Origin of the sequence: Allonocardiopsis opalescens (assembly GCF_003002095.1) — a bacterium.
GTDB classification, from domain to species: Bacteria; Actinomycetota; Actinomycetes; order Streptosporangiales; family Streptosporangiaceae; genus Allonocardiopsis; species Allonocardiopsis opalescens.
In genome coordinates, this window is sequence record NZ_PVZC01000007.1 from 134,818 (window position 1) to 157,153 (window position 22,336).

Sequence of the window (22,336 nt, forward strand, 5' to 3'; positions counted from 1 at the left end):
TCGCGTCCCCGTTGTGATGGCGACTTCTGATTAAGCTGCCTGATCCTATTACGGACCTTATTCAGCAATGCGTCAGGAGGATTGCCCTATGGCTGATGAGAACGCCATCGCGATCGTTGGTATGGCGGCGCGCCTGCCCGGCGCCGACGGCATCGACCAGTTCTGGAGCAACCTCCTCGCCGGGGTCGAGTCCGTGGGGCCCGCCAATGCCGAGGATCTGCGGACCCAGGGCGTCAAGGACGCTTCGCTGAAGAACCCCGACTACCGTCTCGTCCACGCCACGGCGGACGAGCTCGACGCCTTCGACACCGAGGTCTTCGGGTACACACCGCGGGAAGCCGAGATCACCGACCCCCAGCAGCGGCTGTTCCTCGAACTGGCGCACACCGCCCTGCAGCACGCGGGCTTCGACCACCGCCGGCTGTCCGGGCGGGTGGCGGTCTTCGGCGGCGCGGGCACGAACAACTACCGCGAGTGGCACGTGGAGCGCAACCGCGCGGTGTTCCGCTCGGTGCCGCACATGAGCATCCGCGCCGGCAACAACCCCGACTACATCGCGCCGATGGTCTCCTACCGGCTCGGCTTCAACGGACCGAGCGTCTCGGTCTACACAGCGTGCTCGACCTCGCTGGTCGCGGTGCACCAGGCCTGCCAGAGCCTGCGGCTGCGCGAGTGCGAGGTGGCGCTCGCCGGAGGGGTGCAGGTCGAGGTGCCGCTCGGCGGCGGCTACGTCTACCGCCAGGGCAGCATCTACTCCGAGGACGGGCACGTGCGCCCGTTCGCGGCGAACGCCTCCGGCACCATCTTCGGCAGCGGCGGCGCGCTGGTGGCCCTGATGACCCTGGAGGCGGCTCGGAAGGCGGGCTGCACGGTCCACGCGGTGATCCGCGGCTCGGCGGTCAACAACGACGGCGCCGAGCGGGTGGGGTTCACCGCGCCGGGCATCGCCGGCCAGCGCATGCTCGTCCTGAACGCGCTCGCCGACGCCGGTGTGGACGCCCGGAGCATCGGCATGGTCGAGGCGCACGGCACCGGAACCGTCGTCGGGGACCCGATCGAGTTCAACGCGCTGGTCGACGCCTACCGCACGCACACCGCGGACACCGGGTACTGCGTCATCGGCTCGGTGAAGGGGAACGTCGGCCACCTGGGCCCGGCCGCCGGCACCGTCGGTCTGATCAAGGCCGTGCGCGCGGTGAACACCGGGCTGGTCCCGCCCAGCATCAACTGCGATGAACTCAACCCCGCCCTGGACATGGCGGCGTCACCGTTCGTCTTCGGCGGCGAGCCGACGGAGTGGCCGGCGGACATGCGGCCGTTCAGGGCCGCGATCAGCTCTTTCGGCATCGGCGGGACCAACGCGCACCTCATTATCGAGGCACCGCCGGAGCAGGCACGGCCGGTCGGAGGCAGGCGCCGGTGGCACGCGCTGCCGCTGTCGACGGCCGGCCCAGAGGCTCTGCAGGCCGCGAGCGCGCAGCTGGCCGAGCACCTGGAGCGCCACGACGTCGCGCTGTCCGACGTCGCGCACACCCTGCAGCAGGGCCGCACGGAGTACCGCGACCGGCGAATCGTGGTGGCGGACACCCGGGAGAACGCCGCGGCCGCGCTGCGCGGCCTGGGCACCCCGGCGCTGGCCGGGGCGGGGCGGAGCGCCGAGCGCTCGGTGGCGTTCCTGTTCCCCGGGCAGGGCGCCCAGTACCCGGGCATGGGACGGGGCCTGTACGAGGCGAACCCGGTGTTCCGGGAGGCGGTCGACCGCTGCTGCGAGAACATCGCCCCGCACCTGGGCTTCGATCTGAAGGAAGTACTGCTCGCCGACCCGAGCGACGAGGACGCGGCCGCACGCCTGACCGACACGGCCGTGACGCAGCCCGCGCTCCTCATCCTCGAATGGTCGCTCGCCCAGGTGTGGGCCGACTGGGGGGTGCGGCCGGCGGCGATGATCGGCCACAGCGTGGGCGAGTACACCGCCGCGTGCCTCGCGGGTGTGTTCGAGCTGCCCGACGCGCTCAAGCTCATCGCCACCCGGGGCGCGCTGATGGCCTCGCTGCCGGCCGGTTCGATGATCGCGGTGTCGGCGGCGGCGGACACGGTGCGGCCGCTGCTTCCGCCCGAGGTCGAGATCGCCGCCGGCAACTCCCCGTCGGCGTGCGTCGTCTCAGGGCCCGGCGAGGCCGTCGAGCCGTTCGGGGCGGAGCTGGCCGGCATGGGCCTGAGCGTCACCCCGCTCCGGACCTCGCACGCCTTCCACTCCGCGATGGTGGATCCGGTCCTGGAGCGCTTCGAGGCCGCGGTGGCCGCCGTCCCCCGGCGGGCGCCGAGCCTGCCGTTCCTGTCCAACGTCACCGGCGAGTGGATCACCGACGAGGAGGCGGCCAGCCCCGCCTACTGGGCCGCCCAGGTCCGGCGGGAGGTGCGCTTCGCCGCCGGCGTCGACAAGCTGGTCCAGCGCGAGGACCTGGCGCTGCTGGAGATCGGGCCGGGGCAGACGCTCGTCGGCTTCGCGCGCCAGCAGAGCTCCGCGCCCGGCCGGCTCACCGCGGTGCCCAGCCTGCCGCCGCGCTGGGAGAACGTCGAGGAGGAGGCACACCTGGCCGCCGCGGCCGGCAAGCTGTGGACCGCCGGCATCGGCGTCGACTGGACCCGCGTGAACGGCGATCCGGCCGCTCGCCGGGTGCCGCTGCCGACCTACCCCTACCAGCGGCAGCGCTGCTGGGTGAATCCGGACCCGGTCGGCCCCGACGTGCGGGAGGCCGAGGACGAGGAGCCGGCGGCCCGGCTGGCGCGGCCGTTCTCGCTGCCGCTCTGGCACCCGGTGCCCCGCAGGACCGGCGCCGATCCGCTCGGCGAGCACTGGCTGGTGATCGGCACCGGCGATGCCGGGTACCAGGAGCTGGTGGCGGCCGCGCAGGCTGCGGGCGTCCTGGTCACCGAGGCGGTGAGCGGGCCGTCCTTCGCCGAGACCCCCGCCGGGTACGAGTTCGACCCCGCCGAGCAGTCCGATGTGGACGCCGTGGTCGGTGAGATCTGGGACCGCGGCCAGCTCCCGGACCGGATCCTGTACTCCCTCGAGCTGCGGGCGGCCGAGGGCGAGGACACCGCGGCGGCGGCGCGGGCGGCCTACGCCCGGATGGCGCGGCTGGCCCGGGCGCTGTGCCGGGTGGTGCGCGACGAACTGGAGATCGTCGCGGTGACCGACCGCGCCCGGGTGCTCCCCGGTGAACGTCACCTTCCGTGGTCCACCCCCCTCCTGGGTCCGCTGATGACGCTGCCCCGCGAGCTGCCGTCGCTGCGGACGCGGCACGTCGACCTGGACGCCACCGGGCGGACGGACCGGTCGGCCGCCGCCGTGGTGCGCGAGGTGTGCGCGGACAACCCGGCCGAGCAGGTGGCACTGCGCGGGCACCGGCGGCACGTGCTGCGGTACGAGCGGATCACCGACGAGCCGGTCGACCACCGCCGTGAGGACCCCGTCCGCCCCGGCGGCGTGTACCTGATCACCGGCGGGCTCGGCGGGCTCGGCCTCGCCGTCGCGGAGGACTTCGCCCGCCGCAACGGCGCCCGGCTCATCCTCGTCGGCCGGTCCGGGCTCCCGCCGCGCGAGGAGTGGGACGCGCTGCTGGCCGGCGGCGCCGACACCGCGCTGCGCCGCCGGATCGAGGGGGTCCGCCGGCTCGAAGAACTCGGGGCCGAGGTGCTGGTGTGCGGTGCCGACGTCGGCGAGCCCGAGCAGATGGCCGCGGCCGTGGCGGCCGGCACGGCCCGGTTCGGCCCGATCAACGGCGTGATCCACGCCGCCGGGCTGAGCGGCGGCCAACTGCTCGCCGCACACGACCAGGACACCGCCGACCGGGTGCTCCGCCCGAAGATCAACGGCGCGCTGGTGCTGCGCGAACTGCTCGCCGCCGGCCGGCTCGGCGACGAGGTCGACTTCGTCGCGCTGTTCTCGTCTATCACCACGGCGAGCATGGACTACGGGCTGTGCGACTACGTGGCGGCGAACCTGTTCATGGACGAGTGCGCCAACAACGACGGCGGCCGCGACCCCTACGTGGTCGCCATCGACTGGTGCGGCTGGAACGAGGTCGGCATGGTCTCGCAGGCCGGCGGCTCCGAGACCTTCCTCCGCTACCTCCGGCTGCGCAAGGAGATCGAACACGCCGACCTGCTGATCGACCATCCGCTGCTGGACCAGCTCGTGCTGGACGATCCCGACCGCAAGACCTTCGAGGTGAAGCTGGAACCGGACGGGCACTGGGTGCTCACCGACCACCGCATCAAGGGCGAGGGCGTGCTGCCGGCCACCAGCGTGCTGGAGATGGTGCACGCGGCGGCCCGGCACCTGTACGGCGCCCGGCCGATGCGGCTGCGCGACGTGCTCTACATCGACCCCATCGCGGTGACCGAGCCGACGATCGGCCGGGTCGTGTTCACCCCGCAGGACGGCGACGGTACGGCGGACCCCGTCCGGACCTGGCAGTTCACCGTCGCCTTCGACACCGAGAAGGGCGACGGACAGGTGCAGTGCCGCGGCACGATCGGCCTGGTCGACGCCGAGCCGCCGCCGCCCGTCGACGTCGACAGGCACCGGTCGGCACTGCCCGAGCACCCCGTGGAGGACCGCGACACCGGGCTGGTCGAGCTGGGTCCGCGCTTCGACCTGGTGCGGCGCTTCTACGCCGACTCCGAGCGCGGCCTGCTGGACCTGCGCGTCGCCGCCGAGGACGAAGGCGAGGCCGGCTCCTACTGGCTGCACCCCGGTCTACTGGACCGCGCGGTCTACGGGCTGTCGAGCCTGGACGGCCGCAGCTACCTGCCGTTCACCCACCGCTCCGTCACGGTGTGGCGCCCGCTGCCGCCCGCCTGCTCGGTGGTGCAGACCTACCGCGCCGATCCCGCCCGGCCGGACTTCATCGAGATCGACCAGGTCCTGGTGGACGCGGACGGCGAGGTGTGCGTCGAGGTCGAGGGCTACACCCTGCGCGCGGTGGAGTCCACCGACGCAGCCCGGCGGCCGGCCGCACGGACCGACGCGGCCGGCTCGCACGGTGGTACCGAGACGATGCTCGGCACCGGTGAGGCGACGGCGATCCTGCGCCGGCTGCTCGCGGTCGCTCCGGGCCCGCAGGTCTACGTCTCCGTAGAGCCGGTGACGACGAGGATCGAGCGGATGCGCGCGTTCACCGGTGAGAACCTGCAGGGAGCCGCGGCCCAACCGGCGGCCGGCACCGGCGAGCGCAAGCTCGACGTGCCGTACGTGGCGCCGGAGACCGAGCTGGAACGGGTGCTGACCGGGCTGTGGGGGGAGTCGGTCGGCGTCGGCGAGGTCGGCGTGGACGACGACTACTTCCTGCTCGGCGGCTCGTCCCTGACCGCGGTCCAGCTCACCTCGCGGATCCGGGACAAGCTGGCGGTCGACGTCTCGGTCGCCGACATCTTCGACTACCCGACCGTGCGCCGGATGAGGACCGTGGCCGAAGAGCGCCTCGGCGCCCTGGTGGACGAGCTGGACGACGACGAGGTGCGGGCCATCCTCGACGGCGGGGAGGCGCGGTGAGCGCGTCGGAGGCGTCGGCGGTCGACCGGCGCGCCCTGATCGACCGCCTCGTCAGCGGCCGGCTCTCGCTGAACTCCCGGGACGCGCCGGTGCGGGTCGACGACCGGCCCGAGGACCTGCCGCTCGCGCCCGCCCAGGAGCGGATCTGGTTCGCCCACCAGGCGGCCGGCCGCAGCCCGCTGTTCACCCTGGTCTCCCTGCGCTCCGTCCGGATGCCGGCCGAGGAGTTCGCCCGGCGGGCCAGGGAGGTGGTGGGGCGGCACGCCGCGCTCCGGATGAACATCGTCGAGCGGGAGGGCCGCCCGGTCGGCCGGCTGCGCGACGCGGCCGGCTTCGACGTCGCCCACCTGTCGCTGGCGCACCTGGACGAGGCCGCGGCCCGCCGCGAACTGGACGCGTTCGTCCAGGCGGAGCGCGGGCACTGCTTCGACACCGCGGCCGAGTGGCCGGTGCGGATGACGCGGGTGGCCATGCCCGTCGGGACCGACGTCGTGGTGCTCGCCGCCCACCACCTGGTCGGCGACGGCATCTCGGTGTCCATCCTGTTCAGCGAGCTGCTGGGCAAGCCGGTGCCGCCGAGCCCCATCGACTATCCCGACTACGCGCTGTGGGAGGACACGCCGCAGCGGATCCGCCGCCGCCGGGAGCAGGTGCGGCGGCAGGCGGCCGCCCTGGCCGGCGCGCCCTTCCCGGTGCGCGTGCCGCCGGACTTCCGCGGCGCCGAGGACGACCACGGCATGGGCGTCGAGCGGATCGCGATCCCCGAAGCGCTCGCCGAGCGCGTCCGCGGGCGTGCGCGGGCGGCCGGCTGCACCGAGCCCGTCTTCCTCCTCGCCGGCTGGCTGAGCGTGCTGGCCCGCACGACCGGGCAGCGCGACCTGGTGATCGGCATGCCGGTGACCGGACGCGACCGCGCGGAGCTGGTGGGCCTGATCGGGCCGTTCGCGAACGTGCTCCCGCTCCGCGTCCGGCTGCCCTTCCGCGGCGGCTTCGCCGACGTTCTCCAGCACTGCCGGCGGGCGGTCGCGGACGCACTGCGCCACCAGGACGCGCCGGTGAACGACGTGCTGGCCGCGGTGTACGGCTCGCCGACCGTGCTGGGCTCGACTCTGGGTGTGCTGTTCAACACCTTCCGGGTGCAGCCGGACATGCCCGAGTTCCCGCTGCCGGGCCTGGCCGAGCACCCGCTGGCGCTGGAGGTCTTCGACGACGGCGTCCGGCTGCGGTCCCGGCTCGTCTACCAGTCCGCGCGCTACGCGGCGGCGACCGTGCGCTCGCTGGGTGAGGGCTTCGTCCAGACGCTGGAAGCCGCCTGCGCCGAGGCGCCGGGGCCCGCCACGGCCGGCGGGGCGGCGGGCCCCGGTCACCGTCCCGGGGGCGCGGCGGTGCCCACCGCGGAGCCCGCGCCCGAGGAGGTGCCGGGCGGCATCCTCGCCGCGATCGAGGCCGGCATGGCCGACAGCGGGCACACGGCCGTCGAAAGCGCCGACGGACGCCTGGGCTACGGAGACCTTCTCGCCCGGGCCCGCTCGCTGGCGGCAAGACTGCGCGAGGCCGGGGCGGGCGGCGGCATGCCGGTGGCGGTGACCGTGTCCCGGGGTCCGCGGGCCGTGGTCGCGCTGCTGGGCGTACTGGCGGCGGGCGCGAGCTACCTGCCGCTGCCCGCCGACGTACCGGAACGGCGCCGGCAGGCCGTCCTGGCCGCCGCCGCGCCGGCCGTGGCGGTGGTCGACGCCCCGGAGCCCGGTGGCTTGGCGGTGCGCGGCCTCGACGCCGCCGGCGCGGCCCCGGACCCGGCCCCGGGCTGGCCGGCGGAGGGCGGCTACTGCGTCTTCACCTCGGGTTCGACCGGTCGCCCGAACGGCGTCGTGGTAGCGGCCGGCACCCTGCTGCGGCATCTGGCGCGCACCCGAGCGGAGCTGGAACTCACCCCGGCCGACCGGTGTCTGCAGTTCTCCGGCCACGGCTTCGACGCCTGGATCGAGCAGGCGCTGGCCCCCCTGCTGGCGGGCGCCGCCGTGGTGATGCGCGGAGAGGAGACCTGGGACCCGCTGGCCTTCGGCACGCTGGCGCGCCGGACGCGGCTGACCGTCGCGAACCTGCCGACCCCCTGGTTCAACGCCCTGTCGGCCGCGAGCGCCGAGCAGTGGCGGGAGCTGGCGGACAGTCCGCTGCGGCTGGTGATGCCCGGCGGTGACGAGATCGCTCCGGCGGCCGTGGCGGAATGGCACCGGCGGATGCCCGCCGACGTGATGCTGGTCAACGCCTACGGGCCGACCGAGGCCGTGGTGACGGCCACCCTGGGCCGGCTGCGCCCGGAGCCGGACGCCGCGCCGCGGGCGCGCCACCCGATCGGCCGGGTCACCGCGGGCCGGCGGGGCCAGGTGTGCGACGGTGCGCTGCGCCCGTGCGCCGCGGGCGAGGTCGGCGAGCTGTGGCTGGGCGGGGTCCTGGCCGACGGCTACCTCGGTGATCCCCGCCGGACCGCGCTGGCCTTCGTGCCAGACCCCTTCGGCCCGCCGGGCCGGCGGATGTACCGCACCGGCGACCTGGTGCGGCCGGCCGGCTCCGGTGAGCTGGAGTTCCTGGGCCGCGCCGACTCCCAGGTCAAGGTGATGGGGCTGCGCTTCGAGCCCGGCGAGGTGGAGAAGGCGCTTACCGCCCACCCCGCCGTCGCCGAGGCCGTCGTGGTCCCGCACGAGGGCGCGGACCGGCACCTGGTCGCCTGGATCGTGGGCCGGCACCCGGTCAGCCCCGCCGAGCTGCGGGAGTTCGTCGCCGCCCGGCTGCCGGCCGCCGTCGTGCCGCGCCGGATCGAGGTGCGCGAGCGGCTGCCGCGGACCGACGGCGGAAAGGCGGACCGCGGCCTGCTCCGCCGCTGGAGCGCGTCCGACGCTCCCGCGCAGGAGGCCGGCGGCGACCTCGCCCACCCGGTCCGCGCCCAGCTCGCCGCCTGGTTCACCGAGCTGCTGGGGACGCCCGCCAGGGATTCCGGCGACTTCTTCCAGCTCGGCGGCAACTCGCTGCTCGCGGTCCGCCTGGCGGCGCGGTGCCGCGAGACCTTCGGCGCCGACGTGGACCTCGGCACCGTCTTCGCGCACCCGACCGTGGCCGCGCTGGCCGACCGCATCGGCCGGGCCGGGACGGCGAACGCGGTGGGCGCCGTGCGGCCGCGCCCGCCGCGGACCGGCGCCCGCCACCCGCTCAGCGCCGCGCAGCGCGGGTTCTGGTTCGGGTACCGCAACAGCGAGCCGACCGCCTACATGGTGCCGGTGGCGGTCCGCTGCCGCGGCCCGCTGGACGCCGGCGCCCTCGCCTCGGCGCTGACGGACGTCGTCAGCAGGCACGAGACCCTGCGGCTGGCCGTCCATGACGGCGGCGGCGGCCTGAACGGCGAGGTGCGGCCGGTCGCCCGCGAGGAGGTCGAGCGGGAGCTGCGGCCGGTCGCCTGCGCCGACGACGACACGCTGAACGCCGCGGTGGACGAGCTGGCCAGGACACCGATCGACCTGCGCTCGGGACCGCTGCGGGTCGCACTGCTCCGCCGGGCCGCCGACGACCACGTGCTCTTCCTCGCCCTGCACCACATCGCCTGCGACGGCCAGTCCGTCGGCGTGGTCGTCCGGGAGCTGCTCGCCCGGTACACCGCCCATTCGGTGGGCGACACCGCGCCGCCGGCGGCGGCCGTCCAGTACGCGGACGTGGCGGACGGGCTGGCGGCCGAGGCCGGGGAGCGCGCCGGCGGGGACGCGGCCTACTGGCGGCGCCGGCTCGCCGGGGTGGAGCCGCTGGCCTTCCCGGCCGACCGCGCCGAGCGCGAGGCCCCGGCGGGCGCGACCGCCGGCGACGTCCTGGTCGGCGAGAGCACCGGGCGGGCGCTCAGGCGGCTGGCCCGGACGCACTCCGTCACCCCCTTCGCCGTCGCGCTCGGCGCCTGGCAGCTGGCGCTGGCCCGCTGGTCCGGGCAGGACGACTTCGCGATCGGCGTGCCGATGAGCCGGCGCGGCCACACCTCGCACAGCGAGGTCGTCGGACCACTGCTGAACATGGTGGCGGTCCGCGCCACTCCGGTGCGCGGCACCGCGGTGCGCGGCTTCCTGCGGGAGGTCCAGCGGTCGCTCGTCGACGCCTTCGAGCACCGCCGGATGCCCTTCGCCGAGGTGGTCGCGGCGCTGGGTGTGGACCGCGGCGCCGACCGCAGCCCGGTGTTCCAGACCATGGTGACCCCGCAGGAGGTCAGCGGCGGCCTGGAGGCGGCCGGCCTGCGCCTCACCTGGTGGCAGCTGCCGCCCGACGCCCCGCAGCTGCCGCTCGCGCTGTATCTGGTCGAGGACGGCGACGGACTCGCCCCGGTGATCAGGTACGACAGGACCGCGCTCGACGCCTCGGCGGTGCGGCGGCTCACCCGGATCCTCACCCGGCTGGTGGAGGAGGGGCTGGACGACGCCGACCGTGCCGTCACCGGCATCGATCCGGTGCCCGACGACGAGCTGAACCGGGTGCTGGCCGCGGGGCGCGGCCCGGAGCCGGAGCCGGCGGACGCCCCGGTCGGCGAGCGGATCCGCCGCTGGGCGGAGCTGCGACCGGACGCGGTGGCGGTCCGCGACGCCTCACGCGTACTTACCTACGCCCGGCTCGACGCCGAGGTCGCCGCGGCGGCGACAGAACTCCGCCGGGCGGGGGTCGGCCGGTCCGACCGGGTCGGCGTCTGCCTGACCCGCGGCGCGGGGCTGGTGGTGGCCTTCCTGGCCGCGCTGCGGATCGGCGCCGCCTATGTGCCGCTCGACCCGGACCACCCGGCGGAGCGGCTGCGGGCCATGGCCGATATCGCCGGACCGGTGGTCACCGTGGTCGAGCAGGCGACCGCGCACGTGGCACCGCTCGTCGGCACCGTCCTGCGGCTGCCCGCGGACCCCGGCGCCCGCACCGGCGCGCCGCCGCCCGAGACCGCGGTCCACCCGGGCGAGGCCGCCTACCTGATCTTCACCTCCGGTTCGACCGGCCGGCCGAAGGGCGTGGTGGTCGAGCACCGCGCGCTGGGCTGGCTGATGGACGCGCTGACCGCGGCCACGAGCTGGACGCCCGGGGACGTGCTGGTCACCACCTGCCGGCCGGTCTTCGACGTGAGCGTGATGGAGCTGCTGCTGCCCCTGGTGTGCGGAGCCACCGTGGTGCTGCACGAACCGGGCGGGGCCTTCGACCCGCACGAGCTGGCCGCGTCGGTGCAGCGGGCGGGCACCACGAAGCTCTACGCGACGCCCACGGTCTGGGCGCAGCTGCGCGACACCGCGGTCGACCTGGCGGGCCGGCACGGCATGTCCGCGGGCGAGCCGCTGACCGGCGACCTCGCCCGCGCCCTGATGGGGCGCGGGCTGCGGCTGTGGAACGGCTACGGCCCCACCGAGACCACCGTCGTGGTCACCGGCTCGTACCTGGAAACGTCCGATCTCGACCTGCCGGTGGTGGCGCTCGGCGACCCGCTGCCCGGCGTCCACCTGTACGTGCTGGACCGGTGGCTGCGCCCGGTGCCGCTCGGCGCGGCGGGCGAGGTGTACGTCTCCGGTGACTGCCTCGCCCGGGGGTACCACGCGGCGCCGGCGCGGACCGCGGCCCGGTTCGTCCCCGACCCGCGCCGCCCCGGAGAGCGCATGTACCGCACCGGCGACCGCGCCCGCCGGCTCGACGACGGCCGCCTGCGGTTCCTCGGCCGGACCGACCACCAGGTGAAGCTCAACGGACACCGGATCGAGCTGGGCGAGGTGACCGCGGCCGCCGCGGCGCACCCGGCGGTGCGCACCGCCGCCACGGTGCTGGACCGCTCCGGCCCGCACGGCGACCGGCTGGTCACCTTCGTGGAGCCCGCCGAGCAGGGCCTGGACGCGACGGAGGTGCGCCGCTGGACCGCCCGGCGCCTCCCGGCGTACATGGTCCCGGTGGTGCGGGTGGTGGCGGCGCTGCCGCTCAGCGCCGGGGGGAAGGTCGACCTCCGCGCCCTGCACGAACTCGTCCCGCCCGAGACCGGTGCCGAGGGCGGCCCGCTCGACCCGCGGGACAATCTCGAACGGCTGGTCGCCGCGGTGTGGGCGGAGGTGCTGCGCGTCGACGCCGTCGCCAGGAACCGCAGCTTCTTCGACCTCGGCGGCGAGTCGATCACCGCCATCCGGGTGGCCGGCCGGCTGGGCGAGCTGTTCGGGGTGGAACTGCCGGTGTCGCTGCTGTTCGCGGCCCAGACCGTCCAGGAGCTGGCCGGGGCGCTCCGCGACCGGCTGGGGGCCCGTGCCGACGAGGTGGCCGACGCCGCTGCGGCGATCCTCCAGGACGCGTCATGACCTGGCGGCTGAACGACCCCGAGCTGCTGCGCCGCCTCCATGCCCGGGTGCCGCCCGCGGCGGGTGACGGCTTCGAGGAACGGGCCGCGACCGAGCTGTCCCCGCCCGAAGCCGGCATGTGGTTCCTGCACCAGCTCGATCCGGACAGCCCGCACGGCACGATCGCGGGCGGACTGTGGCTGCACGGTCCCGTCGACGAGCACCGGCTCGCCGCCGCCTTCCAGAGGCTGGTCGAGGCCCACCCCTCGCTGTGCGTCGCCTTCCCCGCCGTCGACGGCGTGCCGCGGGCCGTCCACCGGCCGCCGCCCGCTGACTCCCCGTTCGCCGTACGCGACCTGAGCCGGGCGTGGGACGGCACCCTCGGCTCCGTCGAGGGCTGGGCGAGGGAGGCCGCCGCCCGCCCCTTCGACCTCGCCGCCGGCCCACTGGTGCGGCTGGACGCGGCGCGCGGCGACGACCGGAACCTGTTCCTGGTGCTGGCGATCCACCACATCGTCGCCGACAACGTCACGGTCGACCTCCTGTGCCACGGGCTGATGGCCGGGTACGCGGGCCGCCCGGGGCCCGGCGGCGGCCCGCGGCGGGTGCTGGTCCCCGGCCGGGAGCGGGCAGCCGCCGACCTGGGGTGGTGGCGGGAGCGGCTCGCGGGTGCCCCCCAGGTCGTGGAGCTGCCGTCCGACGCGCCCGCCCGGACACGGCGGCGCTTCCGGGGCCGGCGGATCGTCCGGACCGTGCCGGCCGGCGCGGCGGCCGCGGTGGCGGCGGCGGCCCGGCGGCACCGGACGACGCCGGCGACCGTCTACCGGGCCGCCTACCGGTACCTGCTGCACCAGCTGACCGGCCGACACGACCTGATCATCGGCTGCTCGGTCAGCACCCGGAGAACCGACGAGCCGGCCGCCGTCGGCAACTTCGTCAACGTGCTGTGCCTGCGCGTCCCACTGCCGCCGGACCCCGCGTTCGCCGAGCTGGTCCGCGCCGAGCAGCAGGTGCTGTCCACCGCGCTGGACCACCGGCACACGCCCTTCGAACTGGTGGTGGAGGAGCTCGTCGCGGTGCGCGACTCCAGCCGTCCGCCGCTGGTCCAGGTCGTGTTCACGCACAACGACTCCCGGATGCCCGACCAGGTCACCGTGGACGGGGTGCTGGTCCGGCGCTTCGACGTGGACCTGGGCAGCACCAAGGTCGATCTCACCCTGCTGGTGGAGCAGGGCCCGGGGCGGGTCCGCCTGTACCTGGAGTACGACCGGGACCTGATCCGCCAGGAGACGGCCGAGTCATGGCTGGACGCCTACCTGAGGCTGGTCGGCGCCGCCGCGGCGGACACCACCGGACTGCCGATGTCGCGCCACCCGCTCACCGGGACCGCCCGGGCGGTCCCGGCGGACATCGGCCGGCCCGAGGGGCGGCGCGGCGTGGTGGGCCGGTTCGAAGACGCCGCCGCGGCGCATCCCGACCGGATCGCCGTCGTCGCCGGCGAGCGGCGCTTCAGCTACCGGGAGCTGGCGGACTGGGCGGACGCCGTCGCCGAACGGGTCGCGGCCGCCTCCGCCGACCCGGACGCGCCGGTCGCGGTGCTCACCGACCGGGACGCCGGCCTGGTCGCCGCGATCCTCGGCGTGGCCAAGGCCGGCCGCTGCTACGTCCCCCTCGACCCGGAGCATCCGCCGGAGCGGCTGCGCGACATCGTGCGGCGGGCCGGGGTCGGGCTCGTCGTCGGGCAGCGGCACCACCTGGCAGCGCTCGACCTGCCCGGCCTCGCGGTGGCGGACCCCGGCCCCGGCGAGCCGGGCGCCGGCCGCCGGCCGCGGCCGGCGCTGGACTGGGCCGGCCCGCTGTACCGGATCTACACCTCGGGCTCGACCGGCCGCCCGAAGGGCGTCACGGTCACCCGGCGCAATCTGGGCACCCTGCTCGACGCCTGCGGGCGGCTGCTCGGCCACGGGCCCGACGACACCTGGACGCTGTTCCACTCCTGCGCCTTCGACATGTCCGTGTGGGAGATGTGGGCCCCCCTCACCAGCGGCGGGACCGTGGTGGTGGTCGACCGGTCGACGGCCAGGGCGCCGGACCGCTTCCTGCGGCTGCTGCACGAGAACCGGGTGACGGTGCTCAACCAGACCCCGACCGCCTTCGCCTCGCTGGTCCACCTGGTCGGCTCGCTCGGCGCCCCGGTCCCGCCCTCGCTGCGGCTGGTCGTCTTCGCCGGGGAGGCCCTGCCCGTCTCGATGCTGCGGCCGTGGCTGGAGCGGGTCGGCGACGAGCGCCCGCGGCTGGTCAACATGTACGGGATCACCGAGACCACGGTGCACGTCACGCACCGGCGGATCCGCGCCGAGGACCTGGACGGCTCGGCGGGCAGCCCGATCGGCCGCGCGCTGCCGCACCTGTCCGCGCAGGTGCTGGACCCGTGGCTGCGGCCGGTTCCCCCGGGCTTCCCGGGTGAGCTGTACGTCGGCGGCGCCGGACTGGCGGACGGGTACGCGGGCGAGCCGGCGCGGACGGCGCTGCGCTACATCCCCGACCCGGACGTGCCCGGCGCGCGGCGCTACCGGTCCGGTGACCGGGTCCGCCTGCTGCCCGACGGCGAGCTGCGCTACGACGGGCGCGATGACGACCAGGAGCAGCTGCACGGCTACCGGATCGAGCCCGCGGAGATCGAAGCCTGCCTGCTCCGCCATCCGGGCGTCGCCGCCGCGGGGGTCACGGTCCGGCGGGAGGACCGGGGCCCGCGCCTGATCGGCTTCGTCGTGCCCGCCGACCCCGGCGTCACCGCGGCCGAGGTCCGCGGCTTCGTCGCCGAGCGGCTGCCCGGCCACATGGTCCCCGTCGTGGTGCCGGTGGCGGAGGTGCCGCGCACGGTCAACGGGAAGCTGGACCGGGCCGCGCTGGCCCGGCTGCCCGTTCCCGAGCCCGGCGGCGGCGCGGCGGTTCCGGTCCCGCCCCGCACCGAGGCCGAGCGCGCAATGGCGGAGGTCTGGCAGGACGTTCTCGGGACCCGCGCCATCGGCGTGGCCGACAACTTCTTCCAGCTCGGCGGCGACTCGATCCTCGCCGTGCAGGTGGCCGCCCGGCTGGGGCAGCGCGGCTACCCGGTGTCGGTCGCCAACATCTTCACCTCGCCGACGATCGAGGCGCTCGCCGCCGCCGTCCCCGCCGACCGGGCGCCGCTCCAGGAGGGCGGCGCTCCGAGCCCGTCGAGCGCGCCCTTCGAGCTGGTCGCACCCGAGGTCCGCGCCGCGCTGCCCGAGGGCGTGGTCGACGCCTACCCCCTCACCCTGCTCCAGCAGGGCATGCTCTACCACCAGGCCGACGACGGCACCTACCAGAACGCCACGGCGATCCGGGTGCGCGCGCCCTTCGACGCGGAGCTGCTGCGCCGGGCGATCGGCGGGGTGGTCGCACGCCACCCGGTGCTGCGGACCGGCATCGACCTCGCCGCCCATCCCGAGCCCCTGCAACTAGTGTGGCGGGACGCGGCAGCGGACGTCTCGGTGCTGGACTGGCGCGACGAGCCGCACCCGCAGGCCAGGCTGGCGGAGTGGCTCGGCCGGCAGCGCCGCGAGCCGCTGGACCTCGCCCGGCCCCCGCTCATCCGCTTCACCGTGCAGCGGGAGGCGGACGACCGGTTCTGGCTGAGCGCCACCGAGTGCCACGCCGTCCTCGACGGCTGGAGCTTCACCTCCACCTACGCCGAGATCCTCCGCCGCTACGCCGCCCTGCTCGACGGGCGGGACCCCGCCGATCCCCCGCCCGAGATCCCATTCCGGGACCACGTGCTCGCCGAGCGGCGCGCGCTGGCCGACACCGCAGGCGAGGAGGCGCTGCGCGCGGAGCTGCGGGGGGCGCGGGCGGTCCGCTTCCCGGCGCTGCCGGACCCGTCGGCGGACCCGCCGCCCGGCCGCGGTGTGTTCCTCCTGCCGCCGGAGCTGCACCGCGCGGTGTCCGACACCGCCGCCCGGCTCGGCGTCCCGGTCAAGACCGTGCTGCTGACCGTCCACTTCCTGGTGCTGGCCCGGCTGACCGGGCGGCGCGACCAGGTGACCGGCCTGGTGGTCAACGGGCGCCCGGAGGCGGTGTCGGCCGAGCACACCCGCGGGATGTACCTCAACACGCTGCCGCTGCGGCTCCAGCTCACCGGGGAGTCCTTCGCCGGGCTGGCCCGCCGCTGCCTGGCGGCCGAGGCGGCCCTGCAGCGGCACCGGCACTACCCCGGGGTCGCGGTCGAGCGCTGGTTCGGTCCGTCCGGGCTGCTCACCACCTCGTTCAACTACACGCGCTTCCACCCGCTCGGCGATATCGACGGCAGCGGCCGGGTGCGGCTGGACAGCACCTTCGAGGAGGAGTCGCCCACCAACTACCTGCTGGACGTGTCCTTCGACGACGGCGCCCGGCCCGGCGCGGAGTACCTGGCGCTGCTGCTGCACCTGTCCCCCGAGCACTTCACCGCCGCCGACTCCGCCCGGATCGGCCGGTGGTACCTGGACCTGCTCGAAGGCTGCACCGCCGACCCCGATGCGGCACCGGCGGCGGGCACCGCCACCGGCCCGGCCGCGAGGCCCGCCAATGCCGCGGTCGGCCCGGTGCCCGCGGCCATCGCGGCGGCGGCCGCCGCCCACCCGGACGCGGCCGCCGTGGTCGACGGCTCGCTGCGGCTGAGCTACCGCGAACTGGCGGCACGGGCGGCGGCCGGCGCCGCGCGGCTGCGCAAGCACGGCGTCGCGGCCGAGACACCGGTGGCACTGCTCGCCGAGCGCGGCGCAGCCTCGGTCGCGGCCGCCTGCGCCGTCTGGTGGGCCGGAGGCGTCTACGTGCCACTGGACCCGTCCTGGCCCCGTGCCCGGATCGAGGCGGTGATCCGCCAGGTCGGCGCCGAGATCGTGGTCGGCGACCCGGCCGCCGCGGCCCGGCTGCCCGGCACCGTCCTGCCCGTCGAGGAGCTGGTCGAGCCGGGGCCCGGGCCGGCGCGTCCGCCCTCGGTGCCGTCCCCGCGCCATGCCGCGTACGCCATCTTCACCTCCGGTTCCACCGGGGAGCCCAAGCCGGTGGTGGTGGAGCACGGCCAGCTCGCCGAATCGGCGGCGGCCTGGGCGGAGGCGCTGGACCTGCGCGCCGCCGGCTCCCGGCACCTGCACGTCAACAGCCTCGCCTTCGACGTGTCGATCGCCGAGCTGGTCCGGGCGCTGACGCTCGGCCACACCCTGGTGGTCGCGCGGCAGGAGACCGCGTCGGACCCCCGCGCGCTCGCCGAGCTGCTCCGCGACGGGCGGATCGAGTTCGCCGACCTGCCGCCGAGCCTGCTGCGGCTGCTGCTGGAGCAGGCCGAGCGGACCGGGACGCGGTGGGAGGCGCTGACGACGGTGCTGGTCGGCGGCGAGTCCTGGTACGGCGCCGACTACCGGCGGCTCGCCGCCGTCGCGCCGCGGGCCCGGATCGTCAACTCCTACGGCCTGACCGAGACCGCGGTGGAGGCCGCGTACTCCGTCGGCGCCCGCCCGGCCGGAGACGGCGAGCCGGTGCCGCTCGCCGCCGCCTACCCGCACACGGTGCTGCACCTGCTGGACGCGTGGCTGCAACCGGTGGCCGAGGGCGAGGTGGGCGAGGTGTACGTCGGCGGACGCGGTGTCGCCCGCGGCTACGAGGGCCGGGCGAAGGGGACCGCGCTGCGCTTCCTGCCGGATCCCGCCACCGGTGGGCGGATGTACCGGACCGGCGACCTCGCCCGGCGGCTGCCGGACGGCGGGCTGCTGCTGTGCGGCCGCCGCGACGAGCAGCTCAACATCAACGGGACGCGGATCGAGCCCGGCGAGGTGGAGGCTGTGCTGCTGCGGCACGGCCGCGTCGCCGAGGCGGCCGTCACCGCACGCGACGGGCGCCTGACGGCCTTCGCGGTCGCGGACGGGGCGGACCCGGCGGACCTGGAGCGCTTCGCCGCCGGCCGGCTGCCGAGCCACGCCGTCCCGACCGTGGTCGTGGTACCCGCGCTGCCGCTGGCGGCGAGCGGGAAGGTGGACCGCGCGGCGCTGGCCGCGCTACCGCTCCCGGCGCGGCCGGACGAGCCGGTCCCGGCCCGCAGCCGTACCGAGCGCATCCTGCTGGAGCTGTGGGCGCAGGTACTGGGCGCCGCGGACATCGGGGTGCGGACCGACTTCGCCCGCGCCGGCGGCGACTCCCTGGCGAGCCTGCGCGTCGTGGCGAAGGCCGCCGAGGCCGGTATCGCAATCCGGCCCGGTGACATCCTGCGCTCCCGCACCGTCGAGGCGCTCGCCCGGCTGGTGGATGAGGGGGCGGAGCGGCGCACCCCCGCCGCCCTGCTGCGCGCCGACGCGGTCCTGGACCGTCCGGTGCGGCCGGTCCGCGCGGCGCGCACCCGCCCGCGCCGCGCCCTGCTCACCGGTGCCACCGGCTTCGTCGGGTCGTTCCTGCTGCGGGAGCTGATCGACCGGACCGGCCTTGAGGTGGTCTGCCTGGTACGCGGCGCGGACGCCGACGCCGGCCGGGAGCGCCTGGCGGCGAACTTCCGCCGGCTCGGCATCCCCGCCGACGGCTTCGCCGAACGGGTCCGGGTGCTCGCGGGGCGGCTCGACCGGCCGCGGTGGGGCCTCGGCGAGGCCGACCACACCGCCCTGGCCGAGGACATCGACGTCGTCTACCACAACGGTGCCGCGGTCGACGGCTTCAAGCCCTACCCGGCGCTGCGCGCCACCAATGTGGAGGGCACCCGCGAGGTGCTCGGCTTCGCCGCCACCGGCCGCGTCAAGGCCGTCCACCACGTGTCCACGGTCTCGGTGTTCTCCCCGCAGGAGGCGGCGGACCCGCGGATCGGCGAGTCCCGCGTGCCCGACGACCCGGAGAACCTGCCGGACGGCTACGCGCAGAGCAAGTGGGTGGCCGAGGCCCTGGTCCGGCAGGCGGCTGACGCAGGTGTGCCGGCCTCGGTCTACCGGCTCGGCCTGGTCGGCGGCCACTCCGAGACCGGGGCCTGCAACCCGTCCGACCTCCTGGGCCGGCTGCTGCACGCGGCGGTGCGCCTCGGCTGCGCACCGCACCACCCGTTCCCCCTCGCCATCGCCCCGGTCGACTACGTGTCGGCCGCGCTGGTGGCCCTCTCCCAGAGCGACGACGCCGCGGGCGAAACCTTCCACCTGGTCAACCGGGAGCAGGTGAACTGGCTGGAGATCGCCGGCTGGCTGGCGGACAGCGAGTTCGGCACCCGGCTGGAGCCGGTGGAGACCTGGCGGGACCGGATCCGGCGCGGAGTGGCGCGCGGGGACGCCGGGATCGCCCCGCTCGCCGTGCTGCTCTACGGCGTGGACCTCACCGTCGCGATCGAGGAGCCGGACTTCGACGACCGGCGCACCGCCGACAAGCTCGCCGGGAGCGGGATCGGCCCGCCCCGGGTGGACGCCGGCTACCTACTCCGCTGTGTCCGCTATCTCACCAGCCTGGAGGAGCAGCATGCCGTACTTCGACGAGGATGACGACACCATCGACTACCAGGTCGTGGTCAACGGCGAGGAGCAGTACTCGCTGTGGCCCACCGACCTGCGGATGCCCGACGGCTGGCGGCCGGCCGGCTTCACCGGCCGGATCGGCCCCTGCCTGGACCACATCGAGCGGACCTGGACGGACATGCGGCCGCTCAGCGCGCGGAGCGGCGCCGATGGATGACGGTGCCGACTCGGCGCTCGGAGCGGTGCGGACGGACGGCGGTGCCGAAGCGGCCCGAGCGCCGGACGGCCACCCGGTGGTCCGGATGTCGGCGGTGTCGAAGAACTACGGCGCGGTTCCGGGAATCGGCGGCCTCGACCTGGAGGTGGCCGCCGGCGAGACCGTGGCCCTGCTCGGGCCGAACGGCGCCGGCAAGAGCACGATCCTGAACCTGCTGCTCGGGCTGCGGCGCCCGGACCGCGGCAGCGTCGCCGTCAACGGCCATCCGCCCACGTCCTACGCCGCCCGCTCGATCACCGGGACCGTGCTGCAGAGCTCCGGCCTGCCCGGGAACCTGCGCGTCGGCGAACTCGTCGCCCTGTTCCGCTCCTACTACCCGGCGCCGCTGGCCGCGGAGGAGGCGATCGGCCGGGCCGGCATCGCGGAGCTGCGCGACCGGTACTTCGGCGACCTCTCCGGCGGGCAGCAGCAGCGCGTCTACATCGCACTGGCGCTGTGCGCCCGCCCGAAGCTGCTGGTCCTCGACGAGCCGAGTGTCGGCCTGGACATCGAGGCGCGCGCCCGGCTGCGGACGCTGCTGTCCCTGCTGGCCGCGGAGGGCTGCGCGATCGTCCTGGCGACGCACGACCTCGGCGAGGCCGAGGAACTGGCCGACCGCGTCGTGCTGGTGGTCGGCAGCAGAGTGGTCTTCGACGGCCGACCCGGCGCCATCACCTCGATGTTCACGCTTCGGCGGGTGTACGCCCGCACGCGGACGCCGCTGGAGGCCGAGGAACTGCGCGGCTACGGGGATGTGTCGTATGAGGACGGCGAGTTCCGGGCGACCACCAGACACCCCGCGGAGCTGCTGCGGGCGCTGCTCGCCCGGGCCGCCGACCTCACGGACCTGGAGGTCCGCGGCGCGAGCTTCGAGGAGGCGGTCACCACCGCGCTGCGCGACCGCGCGATCGCCGAACCGACCCCCGACACCGCGCCCGCGCCCGCCCCCGCGAACCCCGGGCCGGCGCGGCGCCTTCCGCGGCGGCCCGAAATCACCGCCCGGCACTGGCTGCGGATGGCGGCCGGCCAGACCCGGGTGGAGTTCCTCAAGCTCTGGCGCGACACCACCTTCGTGGTGATCACCTGCCTGATGCCGACCATCTTCTTCGCCTTCCTCGGCACCTCCTACGGCGGAGGCGAGGGTGCCGTGCGCGGCCTGGCCTCGCTGAGCGCCTACGGCACCATCGGGGTCGGCCTGTTCGGCTTCGGCGTCGGCATCGCCACGGAGCGCGGGATGCGCTGGGACCAGCTCACCCGGGCCACGCCGATGCGCGTCAGCGCGTACTTCGCCGCCAAGCTGATCCCGGCGGCCTGCTTCGCGGTGCTGACCCTGGGGCTGCTGGCCGGCTACGCGGTGACCGTCGCGGACGTCTCGATCGGCTGGTGGGTCTGGGTCCGGATGGCCGGCGGCCTGACCGGCGGCAGCATCGTGTTCATCGCACTCGGCCTGGCGATCGGCTACAACCTGTCGCCGCGGGCCGCCATGCCGTTCGCCACCGTCGTCTACCTCCCGCTGTCCCTCGCGAGCGGCCTGCTGATCCCCACCAGCCAGCTGCCCTCATACCTCCAGGTGGCCGCGGAGCTGCTGCCCGCCTGGCACTACGCCCGCATCAGCTGGACCGCCGTCGGCGCGGGCCCCGAGTTCGGAGCGGTGTCCGCACTGGTGCTGACGGCCTACACCGGTGTCTTCCTGGTGCTGGCCGCGACGGGCTACCGGCGTGAGCTGCGGGCGCGGTTCCTGTAGATCCAACCCGAGTGGGAGGCGATGTGAAGGCCCTGGTACTCCACGAGTTCGGTGACGTGGGCAATCTGGCGCTCGACGAGGTGCCCGAGCCGGTGCCGCAGACCGGGCACCAGCTGATCCGGGTGCGCAGCGCGGGTGTGAACTACGCGGACTGGCACTGGATCGAGGGAACCTACCTGCGCCGGCCGGAGCTGCCGGTCATCCCGGGCACGGAGGTGGTGGGCTTCGACGCGGCGGGGCGCCGCGTCCTCGCCATGACGATGAAGGCGGGTTGGGCGGAGGCGGCCGTCGCGGCGAATCCGGTCGTCGTGCCGCTGCCCGACTTCCTCTCCGACGGCGAGGCCCTGGCGCTCGGCCTCCAGGGCTTCACCGCGTGGCAGGTCCTGCGCCGCTGCGGCCGGCTCACGCGGGGCGACAGCGTCGCGGTGTTCGGCGCGGCCGGCGGCACCGGCTCGCTGGCCGTCCAGCTCGCCCGCGCGTGGGGGGCGCGGCGGATCATCGCGGTCGCGTCCACGGCGGACAAGCGCGAACTCGCGCTGTCGCTCGGCGCGCACGCGGCGGTCGACTCCAATGACGACGATCTCGCCGGGGCGCTGCGCGAGGCCAACGGCGGGCGCCCGATCGACCTCATCCTCGAAACGACCGGCGGCAAGACGCGCGACGCCTGCCTGTCCTCGCTCGCCATGTTCGGCCGGCTGGTCGTCTTCGGGTCGGTCACCGCGGCCCCGAGCACCCCGGTGGCGCCGGAGGGCCTGATGCACGGCTCCCGGTCGATCGTCGGCTTCTGGGCCTCCGACCTCTTCCACGCACAGCCGCTGCTGCTGCGCGACACCGTTACCGGCCTGATCGGCCTGATCAAGAAGGGGCAGCTGCGACCGGTGGTCGGGGGCGAGTACCCGCTGGCCGACGGGGCCAAGGCACTGGAGGCGATCACCTCGCGGGGCACGGTGGGCAAGCTCGTCCTCAAGGTCGGGGAGCCGGGGAACTGATGGG

The 22,336-nt window shown here is 75.5% G+C and carries 6 protein-coding genes; all 6 read left to right on the forward strand.

What is annotated here, in order from left to right:
* The first annotated feature begins 88 nt into the window (after positions 1–88).
* Genes CLV72_RS22370 through CLV72_RS22395 form a run of 6 tightly spaced genes read left to right on the forward strand, consistent with a single transcriptional unit; the run spans position 89 to position 22,332 of the window.
* Entirely contained in the window at positions 89–5,560 is a 5,472-nt protein-coding gene (locus CLV72_RS22370) for a type I polyketide synthase (RefSeq protein WP_170141077.1), read from the forward strand.
* Complete coding sequence (locus tag CLV72_RS22375) at positions 5,557–11,889, forward strand: non-ribosomal peptide synthetase (RefSeq protein ID WP_106249875.1); 6,333 nt, start codon at positions 5,557–5,559, stop codon at positions 11,887–11,889. The genes CLV72_RS22370 and CLV72_RS22375 overlap by 4 nt, the downstream gene beginning before the upstream one ends.
* Positions 11,886–19,370, forward strand: a complete 7,485-nt coding sequence (locus CLV72_RS22380) for a non-ribosomal peptide synthetase (protein ID WP_106249877.1) — start codon at positions 11,886–11,888, stop codon at positions 19,368–19,370. Before CLV72_RS22375 ends, CLV72_RS22380 begins: the two co-directional genes overlap by 4 nt.
* Positions 19,348–19,560 (forward strand): MbtH family protein, encoded by a 213-nt coding sequence (locus tag CLV72_RS22385; RefSeq protein WP_106249879.1) that lies wholly within the window; start codon positions 19,348–19,350, stop codon positions 19,558–19,560. Before CLV72_RS22380 ends, CLV72_RS22385 begins: the two co-directional genes overlap by 23 nt.
* Positions 19,553–21,343, forward strand: a complete 1,791-nt coding sequence (locus tag CLV72_RS22390) for an ABC transporter ATP-binding protein/permease (RefSeq protein ID WP_106249881.1) — start codon at positions 19,553–19,555, stop codon at positions 21,341–21,343. Before CLV72_RS22385 ends, CLV72_RS22390 begins: the two co-directional genes overlap by 8 nt.
* A gap of 23 nt (positions 21,344–21,366) precedes the next feature.
* Positions 21,367–22,332, forward strand: a complete 966-nt coding sequence (locus tag CLV72_RS22395) for a quinone oxidoreductase family protein (protein ID WP_106249883.1) — start codon at positions 21,367–21,369, stop codon at positions 22,330–22,332.
* The last annotated feature ends 4 nt before the right edge of the window (positions 22,333–22,336 follow it).